The organism is Neoluteolibacter marinus (assembly GCF_014904755.1).
GTDB classification, from domain to species: Bacteria; Verrucomicrobiota; Verrucomicrobiia; order Verrucomicrobiales; family Akkermansiaceae; genus Haloferula; species Haloferula marina.
The window spans coordinates 22334-47575 of record NZ_JACZFQ010000018.1; the positions used below are offsets into that span (position 1 = coordinate 22334).

Genomic DNA, 25242 nt, shown 5'->3' on the forward strand with positions numbered 1-25242 from the left:
ACTCCGATTCCCATGAATCCCAGAAGCTCCTCTCCCAGGCGTCCGATTTCCTTGCCGAAGGCATGGCTGGCGCTGCTGCTGCTCGGTGCGCCCGCGGCCAACGCCTTCATCGGCGAGCCGGAGACGCTCGTCTATGGCCGTATCCTCAACCGCAGCAATCCGAACCTCGACCAGCTGGTGACCGAAGGGGAGCTGCTGTGGACGATCCGCAAGCCCGACGGCACCACGATCGAGCTGTCCGGTGACGTCGACGTCCTCGACGGTGGCAACTACTCGTATCTGCTGCGAATCCCGCACCAGGCGATGATGCTCGGCCAGGAACAGGTGCCGCAGACCCTGCCGCTCGGCACCACCGCGACCACCGCGTCGCACGTGGCGATCAGCCTGGACGGAAGCCCGGCGGGAATCCTTGCGCCGGCGACTTCGGGATTCGATCTCGACCAGCTCCTGCGCGCATCGGCGATGCGTCTGGACCTTGAGATCAACGCGGCCCAGCAAGACTCCGACAACGACGGCATGCCCGACTGGTGGGAGGACGCGAACGGCCTCGACAAGCAGAACGGGGGCGATGCGCTTACCGATCTCAATGGCAACGGCGTGAACAATCTCGGTGAATACGAGGCGGGAACCGACCCCAACCACGACAGCACCCTGCCGCTGCTCGTGACCCGCGAGGTCATCGCCTACTCGGAGTCGACCTCGCTGGTCTTGCTGGAGACCGCCGACAGCGACAGCACGCCCGATCAACTGACCTACACCGTGCACTCCGTGCCAACGGGGGGCCGGCTCTTGTTTCGCAACGCGACCCCGCTTCCGGACGAGACCGCCACGGAACTCGAGGTGGGATCCACCTTCACCCAAGCCGATGTCCTCGCCGGCCGCCTGGTCTTCGAGCACGCCGCCGGCGAAAACCCGGTTTCGTTCGACGTCGGGGTCAACGACGAGAATCCAGAACACCCGGAGTCGACCGGAAGCGTCCAGATCCGCCTGTTCGAGCCGGTGGAAGGCGTGGCCGCGGCGAGCGCGCCGGAGGGCATGCGGATGGAAGCCCTGCGTCTGGCCCGGGAGAACGGGCACCTCGTTGCCGACCTCAGTGCGACGTCCGGCAAACACCGGCTTTCCGCCCCGACCACGGGGATGACGGAGGGTGACTATCAAACGCACCTTGCCACCTTCGGCGGGGAGCTTCCCCACATCCTGATGGGGGGACCTTCGGACGACGTGCTTTCGGGCGGTTTTGCCGACGACTTCCTCCATGGTGACGCCGGGGCCGATACCCTGGCCGGTGGCCGCGGGGCGGATACTTTCCTGTTCCTTCGCACTTCCGATGGTGCCGACGAGATCCTCGACTTCAATCCCGCCGAAGGGGACGTGCTCGATTTGACCGGCCTGATGAACGGCTCGTCGTCCCTGTTGACCGACTACGTGCGGATCCGCCGTAGCGGGGCCGACGCCCTCGTCGAGGTCTGTGCCGCCGGTACCAAGGTCGGATTCACCGATCTGGTCATCCGGCTGAGGAATTCACCGCTGCAGCCGGGCCAGGTTCCAGATCTCTACTACGCCGGCAACATCCAGTCGGGCGACGTTTCGCTGCCGCCTCGCATCGGCATCGTGGCAAGCTCGCTGACCGCTAGCGAGAACGGCCCGACCGACGGGATTTTCACGATCAGCCGCGAGGGTTCGAACACGGAAGACCTGCTGGTGAATTTCGTGATCAGCGGCAATGCCACCAACGGGGTCGACTACCAGAACCTTCCGTCCACGGTCTTGATTCCCGCGGGTTCCGATTCGGTGAGCCTGGTGATCCGTCCCTACGTCGATCCTAACGTGGAGTTCAACGAGACGGTTCACATCGAGCTGGGCTCCTCCGGCTCCTACCTGATCTCCGGCAATCTCGCCGCCGACATGGTGATCGAGGATCTCAAGCCTCAGATCAGCCTCGAGGTGCTGGACGGCCTGGCAAGCGTCGCGGACTCCGCTCCCGGGGCGCTCTTGATGCGACGCGGGGGATTGCTGTCACCGGAGGTGTTCGTGCAATTCACCTTGTCAGGAACGGCGGTCAACGGCGTCGACTACAACTATGTCACGCCCTACGTCACGCTGGCGGCCGGCCAGACGACCCGCTTGATCCAGTTCACGCCGAAACCGTCGGTGAACTTCGGCGCTGCCGAGGCGAAGTCGATCCGCATGACCGTCAAATCCGATGCGTCCTACGCGATCCCTGCGCCGGCGGCCGAGGTTTTGATCGTTCCCGAGAAGATCGACTACAACTCCTGGCTGGCGGACAACGGGCTGCCGGCGGGCGGGGATGAATCCGCCGAGGGCGGGATGTCGACGATCATGCGCTACGCGTTCAGCGTCGATCCGGCGCGTCCGTTCGAGCCCGCGTCGCTCGCCCGCATGCCGAAGGCAACGATGGAGGATGGCTACCTGACGCTGCGCTTCCGCCGCAAGCCGGCGCTGACCGACCTTACCTATCAGGTCGAGTATTCGAATGATCTCAACCAGTGGTTCACCGGTTCCACGGTGGTCGAGGATGTGACCCGCCAGGTCGCACCGAACGACCCCGGTGCCGCCGTCTACCGGTCGAAGATCCCTGTCTCCGGCGCGAAGTCCGCCGCGATGCGGGTGCAGCTGATCCAGACTCCGGAGAACCCTTGATCCGGCATTCATGTCTCTCATGTCGCTATCCCGATTCTCCCTGGCCCTCGCAACGGTTTGCTTGCTGGGCCAATGCAACAAGTCGACCCCGACGGCATCCGGCGGGGCGGGGGAGGAAGCCCTCGCGATGGTCGCGGGGCATCCCATCACTGCCAAGGATCTGCGTGCCGAGGCCGAGTGGCGTCAGGCCAACCGCCAGGCGATTCCCGCGGCCGACGTGCTGTTGCAGGAAATGGTCGATCGACTTTCCTTGGTCGAGCGTGCCAGGCAATCGGGACTGGAGGATGAGCCTGATACCCGCCGGCGGATTGAGAGCCTGCTGATTGCCCGTTTGCGGGAGAAGGATCTCGACCAGCAACTCGCCAAACTCGAGGTGAGCGATGACGAAGTCGCGGCTGCCTACGAGTCCAGGAAAGAGGAGTTCAATCGCCAGGGACTCGATCGTTTCGCGGTCCTTTTCCTCGCGGCCGACTCCAAGAAATCGGACGAAGCCCGGGCAGAAACGCGCAAGCGGCTGGAGTCCGCGCTGGATCTCTCCGATGCCAATCCGGCGACGGGAGGGCGTGGTCCGGCGGCGTCCGGCTTCGGGGCACTGGCGGTCGAATACTCGGACGACCAGGCCAGCCGTTACCGTGGCGGAGACATCGGTTGGGTGGCGACGGACGCCGACACCCGCTTTCCCTCGGCATTGATCGAAGCGGGTCGTGGTCTCGCGAAGGGCGCCCGCAGCGCGGTCATCGAAGGCGAAGACGGATTCTATGCGATCATGAAGACCGACACGCGGCCGGGTGGCGTCCAGCCCCTCGCCGAGGTTTCCGGCAAGCTTCGTCAAAGCCTGCTGCTCGACAAACGCCGCGCGCTTGAAACCGCCTTTGTCGGCGAGGCGCACGACCAGGCCAAGGTCGAGATGAATGCCGAAGCCGCGCTGAAAATCGATCTGCCGGTGTCCCGGCCACCTGCCGCCCCCGACGAATCCCTTCCCCGTTTCCCCGAAAGCTCCCGCCCCGCCTCCGCCGCCCGCTGAGTCACGACACTTTTCCCGCCACTCTCATGGAATTCCCTTCCCGCTTCCTTCCTTTGCTCTCCGGCTTGGTGTTTGCCGGTGCCATTTCCACGGTATCGGCCGCGGCCCCCACGCTTACCAACATCAGCGACCTTCCTGGTGTGGAGGACACCGTGGTGCAGATCACATACGCGGACCTGCTGGCTGCTTCCAACGCGAATGACAGCGACGGCGACACCATCGAGTTCCGCTTCAAGTCGGGGATCAGCGGGACGCTCCGCAACGGGACCGAGGTGGTGCTCGCGGATGCGGTTCTGGGTGTCGGCGTTACCTGGAACTGGACCCCGCCGGCCGATTCCAACGGGGTGATCAACGGCTTCAACGTCCGCGCCTACGCCAACGGCGAGGAGTCGACCAGCGACCGGGTGGTTCAGTTCGACCTCGACGCGGTCAACGACAAGCCGTCGTTCACGAAGGGTGCGAATCAGACGTTCAACGAGGATTCCGGAAGCCATTCCATTTCCAACTGGGCGACCGCCATCAGCACCGGCCCGGCGAACGAAAGTTCGCAGAACGTGAGCTTTGTGGTGACCGCCAACGACCGTGCCGATCTTTTCTCCGCCGGTCCGTCGGTCAGCTCCAGCGGCACCCTGTCCTTCACCTTCGCTGCCAACAAGAACGGTACCGCGACCATCAGCCTCAAGGTGACGGACAACGGTGGCACCGCCAATGGCGGGGTCGATGAGTCGGCCACCCAGACCTTCACGATCACCGCCAATGCGGTCAACGACGCCCCGTCGTTCACCAAGGGAGCCACGGTGACCGTCGACGAGGATACCGGGGTGGTGACGCGGACCAACTGGGCCACGGCCATCAGTGCCGGGCCCTCCGACGAAAGCGGCCAGACGCTGACCTTCGAGATCACCTCCAACACCAACCCCGGGATCTTCCAGGTCGCTCCGTCGCTGGCCAGCAACGGAACTCTCAGCTTCACGACGAAGGCTGATGAAAACGGCACCGCGACGATCGGCGTCCGCCTCAAGGACAACGGCGGCGTTGCCAACGGCGGATCCGACCAGTCCGCGATCCAGACCTTCAACATCGTGGTGACCGCCGTTCCCGATCCTCCGGTGCTCGGCGGCGCCTTCAAGGGGACCGAGGTCGCCCCGCTCTCCGATGAACCGGTTGGCGACACCGGCATCGCGGTGCCCGCCGACATCTTCGGCCTGCTCGCCATCAGCGACGTCGACCAAGGGCGTCCGGGTAACGACGCCCAGACGATCACCGTCACGGTTTCGAACGATGCCGCGACCTATGGCACCTTCTCTTTCCCGGGCTCCTCGGTCAGCAATGGAGCGACCGAGAAGACCTACACCCTGACCGCCGCCACACCATCGGCCGCCCAAACCGCCTTGCGTGCGGCCCGATTCACACCATTCGCCAATGCCCTGCCGGTGGGCATCTACCACTTCGGGATCAAGGTCGAAGTCAAGGATTCGACCACGCCGACGGCGCTTCAGGCCACACCCATTGTCGGCGACATTTATGTCGAGTCCGTCAACAACTCGCCGGAGGTCACCGCCACCTTGTTCCCTTCGTCGATCAGCGACAGCGCGGAGGCCCAGCCGTTCCGGCTTTCCGTGAGCGATCCCGATCCTGGTGATACCTACTCCGTGACCATCACCGAGACCTCGGCGACCACGCGTGGCAACCTGGTGTTCCTCACCAATCCGATCACCGGCTCCGCCGCGGAAGTCGCAACCGGCGTCCAGGCCGTCCGCTACCAGCCCTTCCAGCAGGCCGACGACGTGACCGCGACCTTCGATGTGGCGGTGACCGACATCCATCCGACGGGTGGCATGGGTGAGGCGGTGACCGAGGAGCTGTCGCTGGAGATTGCCTTCGTCAACAATCCGCCCGAAATCGCGGGGATCACCACCGAGTTGCTGCGGACCACCAATGACCCCGCCGCGCTCGAACTCAGCCCGGTCTATCCGTTCGCCACCATCATGATCACCGACGGGGACCCGGGTCAGACCCTGACGGTGACCCTCTCGCTCGACGATCCCGCGAAGGGCGGCTTCAGCAGTGAACACATCAACGAGTTTGGGCAGATTGTCGGTACCGCCCAGGAGGTCACCGAGTACCTGCGTGAGGTGATCTTCGTACCCGCTTCCAACCGCCCCAGCGAGACCGTCACGATCACCATCAGCGTGTCCGACGACACGGCGACCCGGACCAACAGCCTGACCCAGATCGAGGTGACCGCCGTGAACGGTGCCCCGCGAGTCAGCTGGGATCTGACCGCCGAGAATCCCGCCGGGATTTTCCCGAGCTTCAGCAACCCCGCTCTGATCGATCCAAGCCCTTCGGCCAAGCCGTTCGCCAAGGTCACGATCGAGGACGAGGGCGAAATCGTGGTGACGGTCAGCCTGGACGAGGCTGCAAAGGGGGAGCTCACCGATCTCGGCAGCTTCGAGGAAACCCCCGCCGGTTCCCGCATTTATCAGTACACCGGGGATTCGACCACGGCAGAGACCTCGATCCAGGGCATGACCTTCGTTCCGGATCCGGGCTACCTTTTCCCGCCGGACCAGCCGGGCCGCACGGATTTCACCATCCAGGCCAGCGACTCGCTCCTCAACGTCACCACCCGCGTGCTGCCGATCATCCTAGAGAGCGACGCTCGGAACTTCCTGGTGACCAGCCTGCTGGACGATGAACTCACCCCGGGCACCCTCCGCCATGCGGTCTCGGTGGCCAAGAGCAACGACATCATCACCTTCGCCTTGCCGACCTATCCCGCGGTGATCCGGATGAGCACCGCCAAGGGTCCGCTGGTCATCGACAAGCACCTTTCCTTCATGGGACCGGGCGCCGACAAGCTGACCATCAGCGGTGACTCCAACGCCAACGGATCGACCGATTCCGGTGACGTCCAGCTGTTCCAGATCTACGCCGGAGTCCACATCAAGGGGCTCCGCCTGGCGCGTGGCTTCGCCGCCACCGGGGGCGCGATTTCCGTCGCCCGCCTGCAACCGGACCTTGATGCCGGCTCGCTGGTCATCGAGGACTGCATCCTTTCCAACTGCCTTGCGACCCAGTGGGGCGGCGCGATCGACGTGGCCGAGGGATCGCTCACCGTTGCGCGTTGCCTGTTCGAGGGCAACCGCCTGAACGCGTCGTCGGGTCTCGGCGGCGGGGCCGTTTCCCTCTACACGAACGCCAGCTGTTCGTTCCTGAACACGACTTTCTCCGGCAACCAGCAGGCGGCGCCGACGGGATTCGGTGGCGGTGCGCTCTATGTCGAGAACGACACGCCGAACCGTTTTTTCCAAACCACGGTCACCCACTGCACGTTCACCGGCAATATCGACGCTTCGAATCTCGGCAGTTCGATCCACAGCAACGTGTCCAACACCCGGGTGCTGCTGACCAACTCGCTGTTCGGCGACTTCTCGGCGCGCAACCTCCAGGTCGCGGGCGGTGGCGAGATCGTCTCGAACGGAGGCAACCTCTCGAATGACAACACCACCACGACCTTGATCCAAGGCGGTGTGCCGCAGCAGGCCGTGCTCCTCAGCAAGGTCAGCGACAAGCGGAACACGGATCCCAAGCTGGCTCCGATCAGCACCCTGGAAGGCCACACCCGCGGGCACCGCCTGCTTCCCGACAGTCCGGCGGTTGGAGCCGGACTCGCCGGCAACGCGGTGGTCGACCAGCGCGGCGTGCTCCGCAACGGCACGACGGACATCGGCGCGATCGACGCAAATTCCCTCGGCAAGCTGATCATCCACGAGATCTACGCGTCGCAGGACCCCGCGGAGTCGGACTTCATCGAGTTCTTCAACCCGCGTGACCAGGTCGCCGTCGACCTGTCGGGCTACGAGATCTGGATCAACGGCTTGAAGCGCCACGTTTTCTCCGGCTCCCAGGTGGTCAAACCGGGGTTCGGCATCATCCTTGCCGACACCATGATCACGCCGGCGTCGGCGAGCACGCCCGTGGTGCTGCCATCGATCTCGCTGCCCGCTCCGATCGGCACGAATCTCGATCTCCAGCTCCGCGGCCGGATCGAGTTGCGTGCCCCGACTTCGGACGGTGCCAAGGTGGTCGAATCGGTCGCCTACAATGCAATCTTCGCGAACTCCACCGTGCCCACGGCTTCGCTGGATACGGCGATGGATTCCATCACCCTCGCTCCCCAGTTCCAGGGCGCGGCCTTCGTGCCCCACGGGATGGTCCAGGCCCCGCCGAACGGGGGTGTCCTCCTCAATGCCACCGGCGACCACAGTTCGCCCGGCGCGGATGCCGGCGGCACGCCGTTCGGGGTTGAGAACGCCTATCCGATCGTGGTGAACGATTCGTTCGAGATCACCGAGGACGAACTCGTCCAGCTGAACGTGCTGGCCAACGACCTCGATGCCGATGGTTCCGATGAGTTGTTCGTCGTCGACCTGAACCCCTCCGTGTCGGCGGTTCCGCCGGCCTCCAACAAGTCCACGATCCAGACCTCTTCCGGTGCGACCGTGACCGTCAATCCCGCCACGGCCCCCCTGCGTGGCGTGGTCGTGGATTTCGATCCCCGCACTGCCTTCAATTCGCTGCCGGAAGGCGCCCGGGTCACGGATTCCTTCGCCTACTCGATCATCGATGTCGGTGGGGGCGCGATCGGCGGATACGCCGACGGTGGCCCGGGGGTGATGCTGGTCACCGCTCCGTCCCACCGCCTTGCATCGGGTGAGGTGGTCACGATCCGCGATGCCGGCCCGGCGGTCTACAACGGCAGCCATACCATCACGGTGGTGGACTCCAACACCTTCAGCATTCCCGTCGCCTTCACTTCCAATCCCGCGCCGCTGTCGCGCGGTCGCTGGCAGGCGGTCGAGATCCGTGATCCGAGCGCTCGCGACGAGGCCTTGGTTCAGGTTTCGGTTCTCGGTCGCAACGACGCCCCGACACCGGCCGACGATCTGGTCAGCACCAACGAGGACACCGTGCTGCGGATCTTTGCCGATCCTGACCTTGCCACCACCGGGATGGCGCTCAACACCGATGGGCTTTATTCCACTCCGATCCTTTATGCGGGAACCGGATTGCTGGCCAATGACACGGATCCTGATACCAACGACAATCCCTTCACCGAATTGCACGTGATCGGCGTTTGCCAGGCGAACCCGATCACCGGCTACAGCGGGACCCCCGGTGCCTCTCCGGTCACGGTCACCGCCGCAGGTCACGGGCTCGCGACCGGCGATGTCATCCTGATTTCCGGATATGGCGGCCATCCGTCCTACAACGGTTATCAGGAGATCACCGTCGTCGACGGCGACAGCTTCACGATTCCGGTCGGCTTCGTCGACGACGCCCCGGCGAAGGGCTTGTGGACCATGCTCGATGACAGCAACCGCCTCGCGACGACCAGTGCCCTTGGCGCTCAGGTCAACCTGGAGATCCGCGCCAACCGGATCCAGACCAACGTCGTCTACGACCCCCGGGTCTCGGAATATCTCAACGGATTGCGGCAAGTGGATTCCGCGACCGATAGTTTCTACTATGCCGTCGAGGACAACGACGGGGCGGTCTCGCTCGCCTTGGTTTCGATCGACGTCGCCGGTGTCAACGACGCCCCGGTTCCTGCAGACGATCCGGATGGCCTTGCTTCGCTCGATGGTTTGCTCGGCGGGGGCCTGACCCTGGGTGAGCTGCTCTCCGGTTCCGAGATCCTCTACCTGCTTCCCGGTTCGTCCCAGACGGGTGGCGTCAATGTCGCGATCCGTCCGCCGGGCGGAGGCTTCAACGACGTCTCCGTGGTTGCCGGGCTCAGCCAGACCGACGAAGACACGGCGATCGATTTCGCCAGGACCGATCTCATTGCCAATGATTCCGATGTCGATCGCCTTGACGAATTGAACATCGAGATTGCGGCCGGCCAGCAACTCAGCCGCGAGGGGGCGCAGGTGTCGATCAGTCCCGACGGGATGACCCTGACCTACGATCCGTCTTCCGCTCCCAAGCTCCAGGCATTGGCCTTCAAGGAGCGGATCATCGACACCTTTGTCATTACCATCACCGATGGCATCGCGAAGGTGGAATCGCTGGTCGCCGTCCTGGTGGAAGGTCGCAACGACCAACCGCAGGCATCGGCGGTCGCTCTCACCACCCCCGAGAAGTCGCTTCTCGAGGTGGGACCTCCCGGCTTGCTGGACAGCGGGCTGGAGATCGACGTGAACACCCATCTCCCCGACAACCGCAAGTCCTTGCTGCCGGTCGCCGATGTCGCCACCACGGTGTTCGGGGCCAAGGTGAATGTCGTCCGCGACCTTCGTGACGGCACCATTGACGGATTCGCGCAGATTTCCGGCGTCCCGGCTGCCACCGCGGTCAACAGCACGGCACACGGGCTGCAGAGCGGCGAGGAAGTGGTCCTGCTCGGTAGCGGCGAGCTTACCGGGCAGTTCGTGATCACCCGCATCGACGACAACAGTTTCTCGATTCCGGTCGCTTACGACGCGGGCTTCTCCTCGCTTGGCGGGGGAACCTGGAATGTCGTTGCCAGCACCTTCCTCTATGATCCCCGCGGCTCGGTGTTCTCCGACAGCCCCGGCGGTCCGACTTTCACGCTGCAGGGCCTCGCCGAGGGCCAGACCTATCTCGACACCTTCACCTACACCCTGCTCGACGGCAGCTTCCTGTTCGCCAACGACGACATCTACCGCATCGCGGCCGATCGCGAGAACATCGAGCTCAAGGTGCTGGACAACGATACCAACCTCGAGGGGCTCGCCACCGGCCGACGGATCGTCGAGGTCGGTCCGCCGAGCGCCGGCGGCACCGTGGTGCTGAACGGCGACCAATCGCTCATCTACGCCCCGGAAACCGGCTTCGTCGGAGACGAGGTGTTCGTCTACACCATCGAGGATGACATCGGGAACCGCGACAGCGCCCGGGTGACCGCCCGGGTCACCGTGGACCGCTTGAACGGCAACCTTCGCGCCAATGCCGACAGCTTCTCGGTCGCGACCGGGCAGTCGCCGCTTCTCGATGTGCTGGCCAATGACAACATCATTCCGGCCACCGGCGATCCCTTGACGCTCGTGACCATTTCCTCCGCTCCCGACCAAGGCGGCACGGCGGCCATCGAGAATGGATCGGTCCGCTACACGCCGGATCCGGCGGCACTCGTCTTCCCGTATACCGAGACCTTCGGCTACACCATGTCCGGCGGTGGCACGGCCACGGCGACCGCGACGGTCACCGTTCTGGTCGTCGACCGGAAGAACACGCTCAACGTGCGTGCGGATACGTTCAGTGTTCCCGCCTCGAGCAACCAGGTCGTCCTGAACGTGCTCGAAAACGACAACATCCTGCCGGGAACGGGCGAGGCGTTGTTGATCGAGTCCGTCACCGCGGCGGCCCACGGGACGGTTACCATCCTCAACGACGCGGCCCTCTCCTACACCCCGGCGGCGGGCTTCCTGGGGACCGACACCTTCAGCTACACCGCCGTCGACGGCTTCGGCGGCACCGGCACGGCACTGGTCACGATCCAGGTCGGATACCTCACGACCAACAGCGACATTTACAGCGTCGCCTTCGACGATCCGGCGGAAACCGACGATGACGGCATCACCTCGCTCGACGTCCTTGCGAATGATAACGTGCTTCAGGGTGGGGGAGGCCAGGTGACCCTTTCCGGCGTCACGCCGACCTCCGTTGCCCTCGGCACCATGAGCGTCGCCCCGGACGGCTCGGTCCTTCGTTTCGACCCCGCGGAAGGTGCAACCGGTCAGCAGGACTTCACTTACACCATCAGCGACGCCACCGGGCGCACCGCGAACGGGACGGTAACCGTGGTGGTGATCGCCAGCGGCATCCGCGCGAGCAGCGATTATTTCACCGTCCAGTCCGACAGCGAGGCCAACGAGTTGCCGGTGCTCTCCAACGACCTGCGGATCTCCGACCTGCCCGGTCAGTTGTCGGTTGCCGCGATCGGAACCGGACCCGACGCCCCGGATCAGGGTGGCTCGGTGGACATCAGCGCCGACTTCAAGAAGATCATCTACACTCCCGCTCCCGGCTTCAGCGGGGTGGAGTCGTTCACCTACACGGTGACCGATGGCGACTCCTTTGACACCGCCCGCGTCTCCGTCCGATCGACCATCGGGGCGATGGTGGCGGGTGGCGACTCGTTCTTCGTTTTCCGCGGCAGCTCGGACAACCGTCTCGCGGTGCTTTCGAACGACCGGGTGATCCCGGATGCCGGACAGTTGCTCTTCATCACCGCTACCGGCATGGATGCCGGTAATCCGGACAATCCTCCGGTCCGCGGGAGCTTGTCCATCATCGAGGACGGGGGAGCACTGCTCTACACTCCTTCGCCCGCGAATGAGACTTTCCCGTATGTGGAGACCTTCAGCTACGAGATTTCGGCGGGCGGGACGGCGCGCTCGGAGGCGATCATCCGCATCGAAGTACTCGACCGCGTCGGTGTTCGCGATCTCGAAACGAACAACGACGTCTTCAGTGTCCGCAGCGATTCGACGGGCACCTTGCTGCCGGTGCTTGCGAACGACAGCGTGTTGCCCGCAAGTGCCGCGGGCTGGGACATCACGACGGTCACGCCGGCGACCTCGAACGTCTGTTCACCGTTCCTCAACGGCGACTTCCCGGATGCGGCCGCCTTCGCCGCGGTTCTCGAGGCCCGGGCGGATCCGGTGTCGGAGTTCCTGTGGACACGCTTCAGTCCGGCCTCGCAATCGCTGCTCGCCGATCCGGCCACCTCGACGGTGCAACTGCTCAACACGCTGGTCAGTGAGTTCAACGACGTGGTGGAGTCCGGTGCCTCGATCTACGATGCGACCCGTTTCGCCGGCGTCGTGCTCCGCGAGCAAACCCAGGGTCTCCTCGACGAAGGAGTCTCCGGCGAGCAGTTGATCGTGCTCAATCGACTGCTGCTGGAGGACGCCTATCCCGCCGGCATCCGGCAAGCCCAGGGCGGCGGCGCGGTGCAGATCATCGGCAATGACATCCTCTACGCCCCGCAGCCGGGATTTGTCGGCACCGAGCGCTTCACTTACCGGGTGTCCGACGGACTCGGTGGCACCGGATTCGGCGAGGTCATCGTGCGGGTCGGCGACATCAGCGTCAGCGACGATGCCTTCACCTTGCTCGCCGGCAGTGGTCCGATGAATCTGGACGTTGTCGCCAACGACGGCGTGCTGGTGACCTCCTTCCCCGCGACGCCGGATCCGGCCCAAGCCGACTTCACCCTCGCGACCGGGCGGGTGATCACCGTGGATCCCGCTTCGGCCGGTGACGCCGTGGCAGCCGGTGACGTGGTCACGTTTACTCCCGACGCGGGCTTCGTGGGTCGCGCCGAACTGACCTATTGGGTCATCGATGACAGCGGTTGCGAGTATCCTGGAACCGCCCGTCTCGACATCCATGCGCCTGGCGAAGACCGTGACTCCGCGGTAGCTTCGATCACGGTCACCGGGGTCAACGACGCGCCCAAGATCCTGAATGCCGTCCAGACCAACACGCTCGACACGGATCCGGTCATGCCGTTCGCCAATGCGACGGTGGTTGAATACGACGACCAGCGGGCACAGCCGGTCCGGATGCGGATCACCTATCCGATCGGTCACGGCGTGCTGGGCGGAGGCTTCACCGAGATCAGCCCGGGGGTCCTCGAGTTCTACGGCACGGCGGCCGAGATCACCGCAGCCCTGCGCGGGCTGGTCTTCACCCCGATCATCGACCGCATCACGGTCGGAACCACGGAAGACACGCTTTTCCTGGTCAGCCTGGACGATGGATTCACGGCGGAGCCGGTGATCGTTGATTCCGCGGTCACCGTGGTGACACCGGTGAACGACCTCCCGGTGATCACCGGCACGGTGGCGGGACAGAAGCTCTACCAGCGTTCGACCCTGCATCCCTTCGCCGGGGTGAATATCACCGACATCGACGACCTGACGGTCCAGCCCCAGACGGTGACGGTCCAGCTCGACAATGCGATCAAGGGAATCTTCACCAATCTCGGCGGCTTCGTCGAATCGCCGGCCGGCAGCGGCAGCTATGTCTTCCACGGGACCCCGGCGGAGTCTTCCGTCGCCCTGCGCGGCCTGGTGTTCCAGCCGACGCCCGGTGAACGGGTGACGGCTCTCGTTCCCGAGATCGTCGGCCTGACGGTTTCGATCGACGACGGGTTTGCCCCGCCGGTGGTGGATACCGTGACCACCGTGGTGGTTCTCCATGCCGAGATCGACCGGTTGCTGCCCCTGGGCGTGGCCGGCGAGGATGTCAGCCAAGGCGGTGCCGCCTTTGGAACCAGCGTGGCAATTGACGGCAACACGATGGTGGTCGGCTCACCCGCACGTGACACCTCATTGGTGGATGCCGGTCGTGTCGATGTTTATGAACGCGACGCCGGACTCGGTGCCCCTTGGGGACAAGTGGCGACGCTCATCGGGGCTGACACCATCGCCGGTGACCGCTTCGGCCAGGCCGTCGCGATTGACGGGGATTACATGGTCATCGGCGCTCCCGATGCGGACGTTCCTGGAGCCAACAATGCCGGTGCCGCCTACATCTTCCATCGGGATCCGGTGAACCCGAATGCCTGGTCGCAGGTCGCGAAGCTGGTTTCTCCCGCTCCGAACGGATCGGGTGGGGACTCTTTCGGGACCGGCGTGGCGATCCAAGGCAGCACCGTGCTGGTCGGCGCACCGAATTCCAACCGCTCGGGTGCCCCGCGGGCGGGACGGGCCTACGCCTTCGTCCGCGGAGCCGGCGGCCCCACCAACTGGACGCTGTCGCAGACCTTGCTTGCGACGGAACTCCGCTCCAGCGGTCTGATCGGCGATGGCGAGTTCTTCGGATCGTCGCTGGCATTGGACGGCAATACCGCGGTCATTGGCTCGCATGGTGCCAACAGCGGGACGAACAGCGCCAACTGGAACACCGGTGCGGCGTATGTCTTCACCCGGGCCGACGAGTCGAGCCTCTGGGCTGAGGTCAAGCGACTTGACGAGTTCGGCGCGCCGGACACTCCCAACTACTATGGTTACGGTTTCTCGGTCGATGTTTCCGGGGACAGGATCGTGGTCGGCGTTCACTCGCCAGGGAACCCGTCGAATTCCTTCAAGCCCGGCAGCGCCCGCATCTACGAGCGCAATGCCGGTGGCACGAATGTCTGGGGACTGGTCAGCCGCATCGAGCCCTACCAGGGGATTCCTTCCGCCAACTTCGGCTATGCCGTGAGCATCTCCGACGACCTGGTTCTCATCGGGGCGCCTGGCCCGAACCAGACCTCGGTCAATCTCCGCGGTTCGGTGGAAGTCTATCGCAGGACGCCCGGTGTGACACCCGTATGGACGGGGATCGACCGCTTGACGGCCAGCGAGCCCTCGGCGGCGGACCAATACGGCACCGCGGTGGCCATCGATGGCTTCATCGGGGTGGCCGGCGCGCCGACCGACAGTGTCAATGCCCTGAACATCCTGAATGCGGGCAGCGCGCGCGTCCTGAAATTCCACTATGACCTTGGGCCGCGCCTCACGCTGCAAGTGCCTGACCAGGTTGCGGTGATCGACTCATTGTTCAACTTCACGATCGATGGGGCCACCTTCGACGACCCGGTTTCGCCGGGGCAGCTGCAGATCGGTGTCCAGCTCAGCAACGGTGATCCGCTTCCGCCGACCGGCTGGCTGTCGTTCGACCCCATCACGGGAACCTTCTCCGGAACCCCGGTCAGCGGGAACTCGGCCAGCTACGATCTGGTTCTGCACGCCACCAATCCGCTGGGATCTCGGATCCTCTCGAACGTGTTCAGCATTTCGGTGGATGCCGGATCGGGGTCCGTGCTCGACTCCGCCTACCTTGCGTGGGCGGTGACCCAGTTCTCACAAGCGGTGGTCGACAACCCGCTGTTGGAGGCTTCTGTCTGGGGCTCGGCTGCAAATCCGGACCACGATGCGAACTCCAACCTGCTTGAAATGCTCTTCGGCACCGACCCGGGAGCCAGCGAGCCGTCCCCGCTGGTCTTCGTGCGAATCAGTGACACACAGGTTTCGCTGACCTTCCCGATCACCGCGGAGTTCCCGCTGGGCGACGTCCACGTCGAGTGGTCGACCGACAACCTGGTCTGGTCGCGAGACGGGGTGGTGCTGGTTCCGGCTGAAGTGACACCCGGCGAGTTGACGATGACCGCGACGGTCACCTTGGCCTCTCCGGCGACCAAGGTCTTCGTCCGGGTGGTTGCCGGTTCCTGAGAATACCATTCATCCGCCGTGCAAGGGCTGCGCGGCGGCATGTCATGGATCACGGTTTTTCCGCGGTGAAGACCGCGTAGCGCATGGCTCCGGTCAGGTAAGCCATCCAGATCCGCACCAAAGTCACGGCGAAGACGCGGTTGCGCTGATGATCGTCGAGCAGGAACTGCCGCATCTCCCGGTCACGGAAGAACGCGGCGACCGTCCTGCGGATACAGATCGGCCAGGTCTTGCGGACCTTGTCGCTCAAGTCGGCCGTGTGATCCAGGTGAAGACCGGCTTGCAGAAGCCACCGGCGGTAGTCATGCTCGTTGCCCATTCCTACCAACCTGCCCTCGCGGCAAATGGGTTCCAGCAGATGCTTCAGTTCCCAGGCTTCCGGATCCGGCCCGGCCATCCACGCGCAGATGACCAGCTTTCCCCCGGGCTGCAAGACCCGGGCCATCTCGGCGATGCCGCGGGCGACATCGGGCAGGTGTTCGGTGCTTTCGATCGCGATCACCGCGTCGAAGCTTGCGTCGGGAAGATCGTTCGCCAGCCAGTCGCCGAGCAGGAAGGCCGGATTGTCTCCGCCGTGGGCCCGCGCCCCGTGGTACTGCTTTTCTGAAATGGTGATCCCGGTGACCGTCGCACCGAACTCCTCCGCCAGCAGGCGTGCCGTCGCACCGTAGCCGCAACCGACGTCGCAGACCCGGGTGCCGGCCCGGATTCCTGCCTGGCGTGCCACATGGCGGCTCAATGCATCGACGGCTTCCCCTGCGGACTCGCGGCCGGTCTCCCAGAGCCCGTGGTGCACGTGCTCTCCCCACAACTTCCGGTAGAGCGGGTCCAGCTCATCGTAGTGGGTGGCGACATCCTCGCCGGTGGTGGTCGCGCGGATCATCGTCTACTCGAGGGCGTCCCAGGACTTGCGGGAAATCTCCAGGTTGAGCCGGTAGCAGACGATCCCGACCAGCACGACTTCGATGACAAGGAACAGCGGGAAGTGGCCGGCCATTTTCGCCCCGATCCCGATGCCCGGAACGATCAAGGCGGAGATCATCATCAGGAACATCACCACTCCGCGCATGCCGGCCTTGGCCTCCTCGGTGGGTTTGGAGAGAGGGACCGCCTTTTCGATGGCACCGGGAATCCTCGCGTAGACCGGAAGTGCGAGCAGGCCAGGCAGCAACATCGCTGCATGGGCCGGCCCGCCGGGGAGAAGGAAAGTCACGACCAGCAGAACCAGCACGCCGGGCACCACCAGGATCAGGGCGACCGCTTGCATCGCACCGCGGATGAACGGTCCCGGGCCCGGCACGGGGGCAAGGCGGTAGATGTCGGACGCCTGCCAACTCTGGGAGTACTGGAGGAGGTTCATCGCCATCAGAGGGATCAAGCCGAGGTAGCCGCCGGCCATCGCGATGCCGAATTCTCCACCCGAGTCACCGCTGCCCCGTAGCAGGAAAACCGCGGGCATCATCAGGACCGGCACGAGCCCGGGATAGAGGCGCAGCTTGATGTCGCGGTCCCGCAACATGTAGGCGGAGCACAGCCGGAAGCTGGCTTTCACGATCGGATCCCGCAAGGTCCAGGAGAGTGGCGGGAACTCCGTCAGGCGGTCCAAGATGCGGCGCTTACCTGCAGCCCGGGGCTTTCGCGGTTGAGACTCCGCGAGCGATTGCAACCCCTCCTCGTAGGCCTTTGCCATTTTCCCGAAAGCCAGCGCCAGGACCGCCGCGGTCACCGTCACGCCCGTGCCGGCCATGATCCAGTGCGCCCCGCCGCCGCGGCCGGTGAGCACCTCGTCGAGCGACGCGAACCACGCGGGCGGGAGGAGGTGGATCCACCACCGGTTGAAGATGCCTTCGGGCGACTTTTCCATCCCGAGCAGGAGATGCGGCACGAACTGGCTGCCGGCTACCAGTACCACGGCCATCAGGACCTGGGTCGTGGTCATCAGGTTGTCGAGCTTCTCGCGGCCGAACCATCGCAGGCACGCCTGATAGAGCAGCACCACGCTCCCGGAGCAGAACAGCGCTGCGACGGCAGAGGACAGGAGGTGGGCGGGCGCGAACAGCCAGCTGCCACCCTTGCCGAAGGACCCGATCAACAGGCCGGCGAGATTGAAGGCGGTGGCCATCCACAGGGAAACCCGCACCAGGACGCCGACCTTCGCCCACAGCAGCGTCCGCGGATCGACCGGGCGGTGCAGCAGGATCTCCGCCTCGTCCTTGTTGAAGAGGATCTCGCCTGCGGTTGCGGCCACGAACATCCCGAGGAAGAAGAAGGTCATCCCGTGCAGGTAGAGGGACAGGGCGAACGGCGGGTGACCCGTCAGCGTCAGGGCAATCAGGCCGGACAGGGCATAGATCGCCAGGGTGCCCTTGAGCTTGTCGCCGACCGACTTCGGTGCCTGGTCCTTCTGTAGTCCACGGGAACTGCGGCCGCGCAGGAACAGCGTCAGGTAGAGCTGGCGCAGGGTCGTGACAGGCGGTGGCGCGCCGTCATTCATGGCCGGAAGGTTTTCGCGAAGTCCTCCGCCTTGCGCTCGAGGTCATTGCCGCCGGTCAAGGTGGTAAAGAGTTGCTCCAGCGACCGCGCCTCGTGTTCGGCCACCAGTTCCGCCGGCCGGCCGTCGACCTTGACCACGCCCTTGTCGATGATGATCACCCGGTCGCACACCCGCTCCACCACGTCGAGGATGTGGGAACTGTAGACGATGGCCTTGCCCTCGCGCGCCAGGGTCTGGATCAGGGCCTTGAAGCCGACGGCCGCGTTGGCGTCGAGTCCGTCGAGGGGCTCGTCGAAGAAGACCACCGGCGGATTGTGGAGAAGGGCCGCGGTGATCACCACCTTGCGGCGCATCCCCTTTGAGTAGGCGCCCAGCAGCTTGTCGGTCAGCGTTTCGAAGCTCAGGTCGAAGAAGGCGATGAACTGGCGGATCCGTTCCCGTGCGGCGTCGGCCGGGATCCCGTAGAGGGCGGCGATCATCTCGAGGTATTCCAGTCCGCTCAGCGACTCGAAGACGGCGCCGGAGTCCGGCACGAAGCCGACGTTCCGCTTCACCGCCATCGGGTCCTGCAGCAGGTTGTGACCGCAAATGGTCGCCGTCCCTGAGGACGGCGCCAGCATCCCGGTCAACATTTTCAGGGTGGTCGACTTGCCGGCACCGTTGGGGCCGAGCAGTCCGACGATCTGGCCGGCCGGGATGTCGAAGGTCAGCTCGTTCACGGCTGTCTGGAGGCCGAATCGCTTGGTGAGACGATGGAGGGAAATCATCCGCCGGTGGTTTTGGGGCAAGGGCGGGGAAAAGGCGAGGGCGCACTTGCCGCGGACACCGGCGGGTCCTATCGATCCTCCCGTCGTGCCGCTCGTCCCGTCCAGCTATCGTGCGCCCGCCTTCCTGCCGGGCGGGCATTTGCAGACGATTTATCCGGCCGTTTTCCGGCGGGTTCCGGTGGTCACGCAACGTCGTGAGCGGTTGGAACTTCCCGACGGCGACTTCCTCGATCTCGACTGGGCGGGTGGGGGAAGCCGGCGCCTGGTGATCTTGTCCCACGGCCTCGAGGCGAGTTCGCGGGCCACCTATATCCAGGGGATGGCCGCGGCCTTGCGCCGCCGCGGCTGGGACGTGCTGGCCTGGAACTGCCGCGGCTGCAGCGGCGAGCCGAACCGCTTGCTGCGCTTCTATCACAGCGGTGCGAGCGAGGATCTCGACCATGTCGTCCGCCATGCGCTCGCGGTGCACCCGGCGGAGCAGGTGGATCTCATCGGATTCAGCCTGGGCGGCAACATCACCCTGAAATACCTCGGCGAGCGAAAGCCGGCGGAGCGCCTGCACCGGGCGGTCGCGTTCTCGGTTCCCTGCGACTTGGCCTGCTCGTCGCGGCGGCTTTCGGCGGGCTCCAACCGAATCTACATGGAGCGCTTCCTGCGCTGCCTGCGGTCGAAGCTCCGCCAGAAGCAGCCGCGCTTTCCGGATGAGATCGACCTCTCGGGCCTCCGTGGCGTCAGGGATTTCCGCGGTTTCGACGATCGCTACACCGCCCCGCTCCACGGCTTCCGGGATGCGGCCGACTATTGGGAACGCAGTAGCTCCCGGTCCTGTCTCCCGGCGATCCGCATTCCCGCCTTGCTGGTGAACGCCGCCAACGACCCGTTTCTCGGACCCGGATGCTTTCCACGCGAGGAGGCGCGGGAGAGTGGCACCTTCCACCTCGAGGTTCCGGACGGGGGTGGCCATGTCGGGTTCTATGCCGGCGGCGGGGAATCGTGGGCGGAAGCCCGGGCGGCGGAATTCCTGTCGGCTCCGAACTAGCCTTGGACGGGTCGCCGCAACCTGCAACGGTGGCCGGGTGTCCGACGATGTTGATTCCGCCTGCCGCCGGGCGATGGGGTTCCTGGAACTGGGAATGCCCGAAGACGCGCTGGCGGAACTGGACGAGCTGGCGGTGGAATCATCCTTCGCCCGCCACCTGCGGGTCGACGCCTTGTTCCGTCTCGGCGAATGGCAGGCGGCAGCCGACCTTTGCGTCCCGATGACCCGGAAAGAGCCGGGGGACCCTAGCTGGTGGGTCCAGTGTGCCTACGCCACCCGGCGGTCGCGCTCGCTCGACGCGGCGGAGGAGGTTTTGTCCGAAGCTCTGCGGCACCATCCCCGGCACGGTTTGATTCTCTATAATTTCGCCTGCTACGCCTGTGTCCGTGGCGACCTCGACGAGGCCCGCACCCGCTTGGCCCGCGCCATTGCGACGGATCCTGAGCAGATCCTGCGGATGGCGGTGCGGGATCCCGACCTTGCGGCGATCCGTCCGTGGATCGCCGGGCAGATGGATTCCTGAGCGTCTCCCGACCCGCGCGGTGGGTTCTCCGCCCGGAGCAAAAAAAAGCGGCCTCCCCGCAAGGGGAGACCGCTTTGAAAAAAGACGCGCCGTTCAATGACCGCCACCGGTGGCCGGTAGGAAGCGGTAGTAAACTTCCAGCATCAGGATGCAAAGACAGGTGCGGTAGTGAACGTTGTTCTGATACTGGGCGCCGGTGGCATTCAGGCCGCCGCCGTTGTTCGGCGCCTTCCAGGAACCATCGGGGTTCTGGTTGTTGAGAACCTGGTCGCGGAACATCTTGTTGTAGTTCTTCCACTGGTCGGCTCCGCGGTTGATCATCGCCTGGCTCTCGTAGTAGTGGCCGTAGAGGTCGGCGTCCTTGGTGCCGTAGTTGAACTTGGAGTTCTCCTCGATGTACTTGGCGCCGCCGCGGACCTTCGGAGCCGAGGCCTTGTCCCACATTTGCAGGCACAGCATGCCGGCACCGGTGAGCGAATAGTATTTGTTCGGCAGGTGGGAGTCGCCGTTCTTGTCGTAGGCGAAGGCGCCACTGGACTGCGAGCGGGCTTCGACGTAGTCGAGGGCCTTGCGGGCGCAGCGGTTCAGGCCCTTGAATTCGATGCCGGTGTGCTTGCAGGCTTTGAGCGCCTGGATTTGCCAAGCCGCCACCGAGAGGTCGCCGCCGCGGTCGCTGTCAACGGAGTAGCCGTAGTCCCAGCCGCCGCTCTTGTGCTGGTTGTCGATGATCAGCTGGCCGGCCTTGCGGGTGACCTCCATCAGGTTGGGCACCGTGATGTTGAGCTGCTTGCAGAAGGTGGCCGCTTCGCCGAGGGCGTAGGTGGCGATGCCGTGTTCGTAGGGCTTGGGATTGTTCTCGGCCGTCGAGGAGAGCAGGCCGTTGTTCTTCATCCCGCGGTCGACGAGGTAGGTGATGGCCTTGAGGCAGGAATCTCCGAATTCCTCCGAAAGCGGGGTTTCGCAGTGGCCGAGGTAGGCGAGGAGGGCCAGGCCGGTCATCGCGCACTGGTTGTTGCCGGTCCAGCTGCCATCGGCATTCTGGGTCGACTTGAGCCAGCGCAGGCCCTTGACGACGGTCTCCTCGCACTGCGGGGTTCCGCCATTCTCGGTAAGGCGGGCGATACGATCCTCCGGCGAGCAGCGCTTGCGCATGGTGGCCGGGATGTTGCCGAAGCCGCCGCCGCCGCCGCCATCACCGCCGGAGCCCCAGCCATCGCCGAAGTCATCGCCATTGCCGAAATCGGTGGACGGGTCCGGAACGTCGATCTCCGGGACCGGAACGGCCGTTGGCGACATCGTGGTCGCTGCGATCACCTTGGCCATCGAGGAGGACGGGGCGGAGGGCTTGCGCTCCACCGAGTTGTTCATCTTCTTGACCTCGAGCTGCTCATCCTGCGCCACGGTGCCCTGATAGCTGACGATCACCGGCGTTTCCTTCAGGAACGGATCGAGGAAAATGAAGGCGAGGATCAGGCAGATCAGCACCAGCACGAGAATCGAGATGATCACCGAGGAGATCGTCGAATTCCGGCGCTGGGCCTGGAGGCGGGCCTGGGCTTCGGGGCTAAGCTGGGCGTGGAGACTCATGGATGGGCGGGTTGTTGGAATGGAAATTACGTCGGGCCGGCGGGGTGGCCAGCCGAAAAGCTCGCCGGAGACGGATGAATTCTGCGCCCGGAACGCCTGTCGGCCGGGGATCTTAGGGCGATTTTTCGGTTTTTTCCGTTTTTTGGGGGTCGATGACCCTGATCCCGGGCCGAGGTAGGGTTTTCGCGGGGTCGGCGGGTGCACGATGCCCCGTGAAGGACTTGCCCGGGATCCGCCGCAGGGAGTAGGAAGCAGGCATGGACTTGATTCGAGCAGGGGTGGCGGGAGCAGGATCGATGGGGCGCAACCACGCCCGCGTGTACAGCCTCATTCCCGGCGCGCAGCTCTGCGGGGTCTACGATGCCGACCAGGAGCGGGCGAAAGCGGTGGCGGAGGAGTTTGGCACGGTGCCGGTGGCCTCGCTGGAGGAACTCGCGGAGCTGGCCGATGCTGTCAGCGTGGCCGTGCCGACCATCGCCCATCGCGAAGTCGGCTGCCTGTTGATGGAAAAGGGCGCGCACGTCCTGATGGAGAAGCCGATCGCACCGTCGGTCGAGGATGCGGCGGCGCTGGTCGAAACCGCGAAGCGCTGCGGGCGGATCCTGCAGATCGGCCACATCGAGCGCTTCAATCCGGTGCTCCGCCAGCTCGAGCAGCGGCTGACCCGCCCGGTGTTCATCGAGGCCCACCGGCTTTCGCCGTTTCCGAACCGCAGCATCGACATCGGCGTGGTGCTGGACCTGATGATCCACGACCTGGAAATCATCCTGCACCTCGTCAATTCCCCGGTGGTCAGCATTGATGCGGTCGGCGTTCCCGTGCTGATGCCCTCCGAGGACATCGCCAACGCCCGGCTGCGCTTCGAGAACGGCTGCGTTGCCAACATTACCGCCAGCCGCATCAGCCCGGAAAAGATGCGCAAGATCCGGGTCTTCCAGTCCGATTGCTACCTGTCGCTCGACTACCAGGAGCAGGCCGGCCAGATCCATTGGAAGGAAGGCATGGGCATCCAGCGCGCCGAGGTGGAAGTGGAGAAGGGGGAGCCGTTGAAGCACGAGCTCGAGGCCTTTATCGCCAGCGTCGCCCATGGGAAGGACCCGGCGGTCACCGGTCAACAGGGAGCCGCGGCACTGGAACTGGCGCTGGAAATCACCCGCCGCATCCACGGCCAAGTGGAGCCTGCCTGAGCGGGCTTCACTTCTGCCGCGGCCGCAACTGGTCGGTGATCTTCCGCTCGCCCTCGTAGTCGATGATCATGGCGCTCTGGAGGTCGCCGGCGAGCACGCGGGCCGCGGTGATCTCGAGGTCGGTGGGTTCTTTCGCGGGTTCTCCCGGCGGACGCAGGTCGAGGTTCGGGACCACTTTCTCGAGTCCCGGTGAGAGCGCGGGGTCGATGATGTAGGCAAACACCGGTTTCGGGGTGACGTCGGGGAGCTCGCCTTCCCTCAGCACGGAGATCGCATCCCGGTCGCCGAGCAAATCCAGCTGCTGCGCGTGCTGGTAGCCGCGGATCAGAGTTTCGCGGACCAGCTTCTCGCGGATCGGATGCTCGGTCCCCTTTGTGTCGGTGGAAAGGAAGCTTTCCTCGTGTTTGAAGACCAGGTCGAAGTAGGCGGTGGGCTCGAGGCCCAGCGACCGCGCTTCTTCGACCATCGCGATGCCTTTCAGCAGGGTTGCCCGCGCGGCGTCCCCGGAAACCGAACGGTAGAAGGACGAGTCCGCGACCAGCGTGCGCATTTCCTCCGCCAGGGACTCCTTGCGGGCGAATTTCTTGTAGTGCTTCGAGCCGATGACGAAGGCGACGAAAGCAATCAGGCAGAACAGGGCCCATTTCAGGGTGGCGGCGACGCGCGGGTCCATCAGGTCCAGATCGACTTGGGTTTCTTCGCCTCCGTCTGGCCCGGCGCAGGTTCCTCGAAGCTGCGCTTCTCGCGGCAGTGGAAGAGGGCCTCGTCGCGGGTGATGTAGCCGCTCTCGAGCAGCCCGGCGATCGATTGGTCGATGGTGCGGTTGCCGTCCTTGAAGCCGATCTCCATCAGTCCGACCAGTTGCTCCAGCTTGCGCTCGCGGATGCAGGTGCGGAGGCCGTGGTTCGCGCGCAGGACCTCGGAAGCGAGGATGCGGCCTTCGCCGTCGGCGCGGCGGATCAGGCGCTGGGAGACGACCGCTTCCAGCACGCCGGCCAGCTGGGTGACGATCTGCGGCTGCTGGTCGGCGGGGAACACGTCGACGAGGCGGTCGATCGACTGCGGGGCGTCGAGCGTGTGCAAGGTGGCGAGGACGAGGTGGCCGGTTTCCGCGGCGGTGAGGGCGATGCGGATGGTCTCCAGGTCGCGCAATTCCGAGACGACGATCACATCCGGGTCCTGGCGCAGGGCCTGGCGCAGTGCGACCGGGAAGCCGCGGGTGTCGGCGCCAATCTCGCGCTGCTTGATCAGGCAGCTGGCGTGGGTGTAGACGAACTCGATGGGGTCCTCGATGGTCACGATGACCCCGGAACGGTTCTCGGAGATCCGTCGCACCATCGACGCGAGCGTGGTCGATTTGCCCGAGCCGGTGATGCCGGTGACGAGCACCAGCCCGCGGCGGAGCTGGCAAATGTCGTGGATGACCGCGTGATGGCCCAGTTCGCCGAGTTCCGGGATGTGTTGGGGAATGTAGCGGAAGGCGGCCTCGTGGGAGCCGCGGGCGATGTGAACATTGCCGCGGAAGCGCCCGACATCCTCGAGGTGCAGTGCGTAGTCCAGCTCCCAGTTTTCCTCGAGCTTCGCCCGCTGGGCCTCGGACAAGGTGTCCAGGATCAGGCGCTTGCAGGTTTCCGGGTCGAGCAGGAAGTCCTCCAGCGGGACCAGGTTGGCGCCGACCCGGGCGGCCGGCGGGGCCCAGGCGG

Annotated in this window: 12 protein-coding genes; 6 read left to right on the plus strand and 6 right to left on the minus strand. The window is 65.0% G+C overall.

The features are described from left to right. The first annotated feature begins 12 nt into the window (after positions 1 to 12). The 3 genes from IG178_RS04240 to IG178_RS04250 are packed head-to-tail and all read left to right on the plus strand — an operon-like array spanning position 13 to position 15942. A complete protein-coding gene (locus IG178_RS04240; RefSeq protein WP_193211274.1) occupies positions 13 to 2661 on the plus strand; it encodes a cadherin-like domain-containing protein in 2649 nt (882 codons plus the stop codon). Between the two features lie 19 nt (positions 2662 to 2680). Continuing rightward, positions 2681 to 3685 carry a peptidylprolyl isomerase gene (locus tag IG178_RS04245; RefSeq protein WP_193211275.1) on the plus strand — a complete coding sequence of 335 codons (1005 nt, stop codon included), beginning with the start codon at positions 2681 to 2683 and terminating at the stop codon, positions 3683 to 3685. A gap of 26 nt (positions 3686 to 3711) precedes the next feature. Then, positions 3712 to 15942, plus strand: coding sequence for an Ig-like domain-containing protein (locus tag IG178_RS04250; RefSeq protein ID WP_193211276.1), 12231 nt, complete (start codon positions 3712 to 3714; stop codon positions 15940 to 15942). Positions 15943 to 15991: 49 nt separating this feature from the next. Here IG178_RS04250 and IG178_RS04255 read toward each other — a convergent pair whose 3' ends face one another. Genes IG178_RS04255 through IG178_RS04265 form a run of 3 tightly spaced genes read right to left on the minus strand, consistent with a single transcriptional unit; the run spans position 15992 to position 19203 of the window. Further along, positions 15992 to 16825, minus strand: coding sequence for a methyltransferase domain-containing protein (locus IG178_RS04255; protein ID WP_193211277.1), 834 nt, complete (start codon positions 16823 to 16825; stop codon positions 15992 to 15994). A 3-nt stretch (positions 16826 to 16828) separates the two neighbouring features. Then, positions 16829 to 18436 carry a hypothetical protein gene (locus IG178_RS04260; RefSeq protein WP_193211278.1) on the minus strand — a complete coding sequence of 536 codons (1608 nt, stop codon included), beginning with the start codon at positions 18434 to 18436 and terminating at the stop codon, positions 16829 to 16831. Next, on the minus strand, positions 18433 to 19203 hold the full coding sequence (locus tag IG178_RS04265; protein ID WP_193211279.1) for an ABC transporter ATP-binding protein: 771 nt from the start codon (positions 19201 to 19203) through the stop codon (positions 18433 to 18435). The genes IG178_RS04260 and IG178_RS04265 overlap by 4 nt, the downstream gene beginning before the upstream one ends. An 85-nt stretch (positions 19204 to 19288) precedes the next feature. On the opposite strand from IG178_RS04265, the gene IG178_RS04270 reads away from it, so the two are divergent. Together IG178_RS04270 and IG178_RS04275 are read left to right on the plus strand one after the other, a co-directional pair. Next, on the plus strand, positions 19289 to 20242 hold the full coding sequence (locus tag IG178_RS04270) for an alpha/beta fold hydrolase (protein WP_193211280.1): 954 nt from the start codon (positions 19289 to 19291) through the stop codon (positions 20240 to 20242). A gap of 37 nt (positions 20243 to 20279) precedes the next feature. Next, entirely contained in the window at positions 20280 to 20765 is a 486-nt protein-coding gene (locus tag IG178_RS04275) for a tetratricopeptide repeat protein (protein ID WP_193211281.1), read from the plus strand. A gap of 93 nt (positions 20766 to 20858) precedes the next feature. Here the strand turns inward: IG178_RS04275 and IG178_RS04280 are convergent, their stop codons facing one another. Next, positions 20859 to 22352: a prenyltransferase/squalene oxidase repeat-containing protein gene (locus tag IG178_RS04280; RefSeq protein WP_193211282.1), complete on the minus strand. Its 1494-nt coding sequence runs from the start codon at positions 22350 to 22352 to the stop codon at positions 20859 to 20861. A gap of 257 nt (positions 22353 to 22609) precedes the next feature. Between IG178_RS04280 and IG178_RS04285 the strand changes: the two genes are divergently transcribed. Continuing rightward, positions 22610 to 23539 carry a Gfo/Idh/MocA family protein gene (locus IG178_RS04285; protein ID WP_193211283.1) on the plus strand — a complete coding sequence of 310 codons (930 nt, stop codon included), beginning with the start codon at positions 22610 to 22612 and terminating at the stop codon, positions 23537 to 23539. Positions 23540 to 23546: 7 nt separating this feature from the next. Here the strand turns inward: IG178_RS04285 and IG178_RS04290 are convergent, their stop codons facing one another. Beyond that, positions 23547 to 24212 carry a hypothetical protein gene (locus tag IG178_RS04290; protein WP_193211284.1) on the minus strand — a complete coding sequence of 222 codons (666 nt, stop codon included), beginning with the start codon at positions 24210 to 24212 and terminating at the stop codon, positions 23547 to 23549. After that, positions 24212 to 25242: type IV pilus twitching motility protein PilT (locus IG178_RS04295; RefSeq protein WP_193211285.1), on the minus strand; the 1031-nt coding region annotated here is incomplete at its 5' end. The genes IG178_RS04290 and IG178_RS04295, both read right to left, overlap by 1 nt.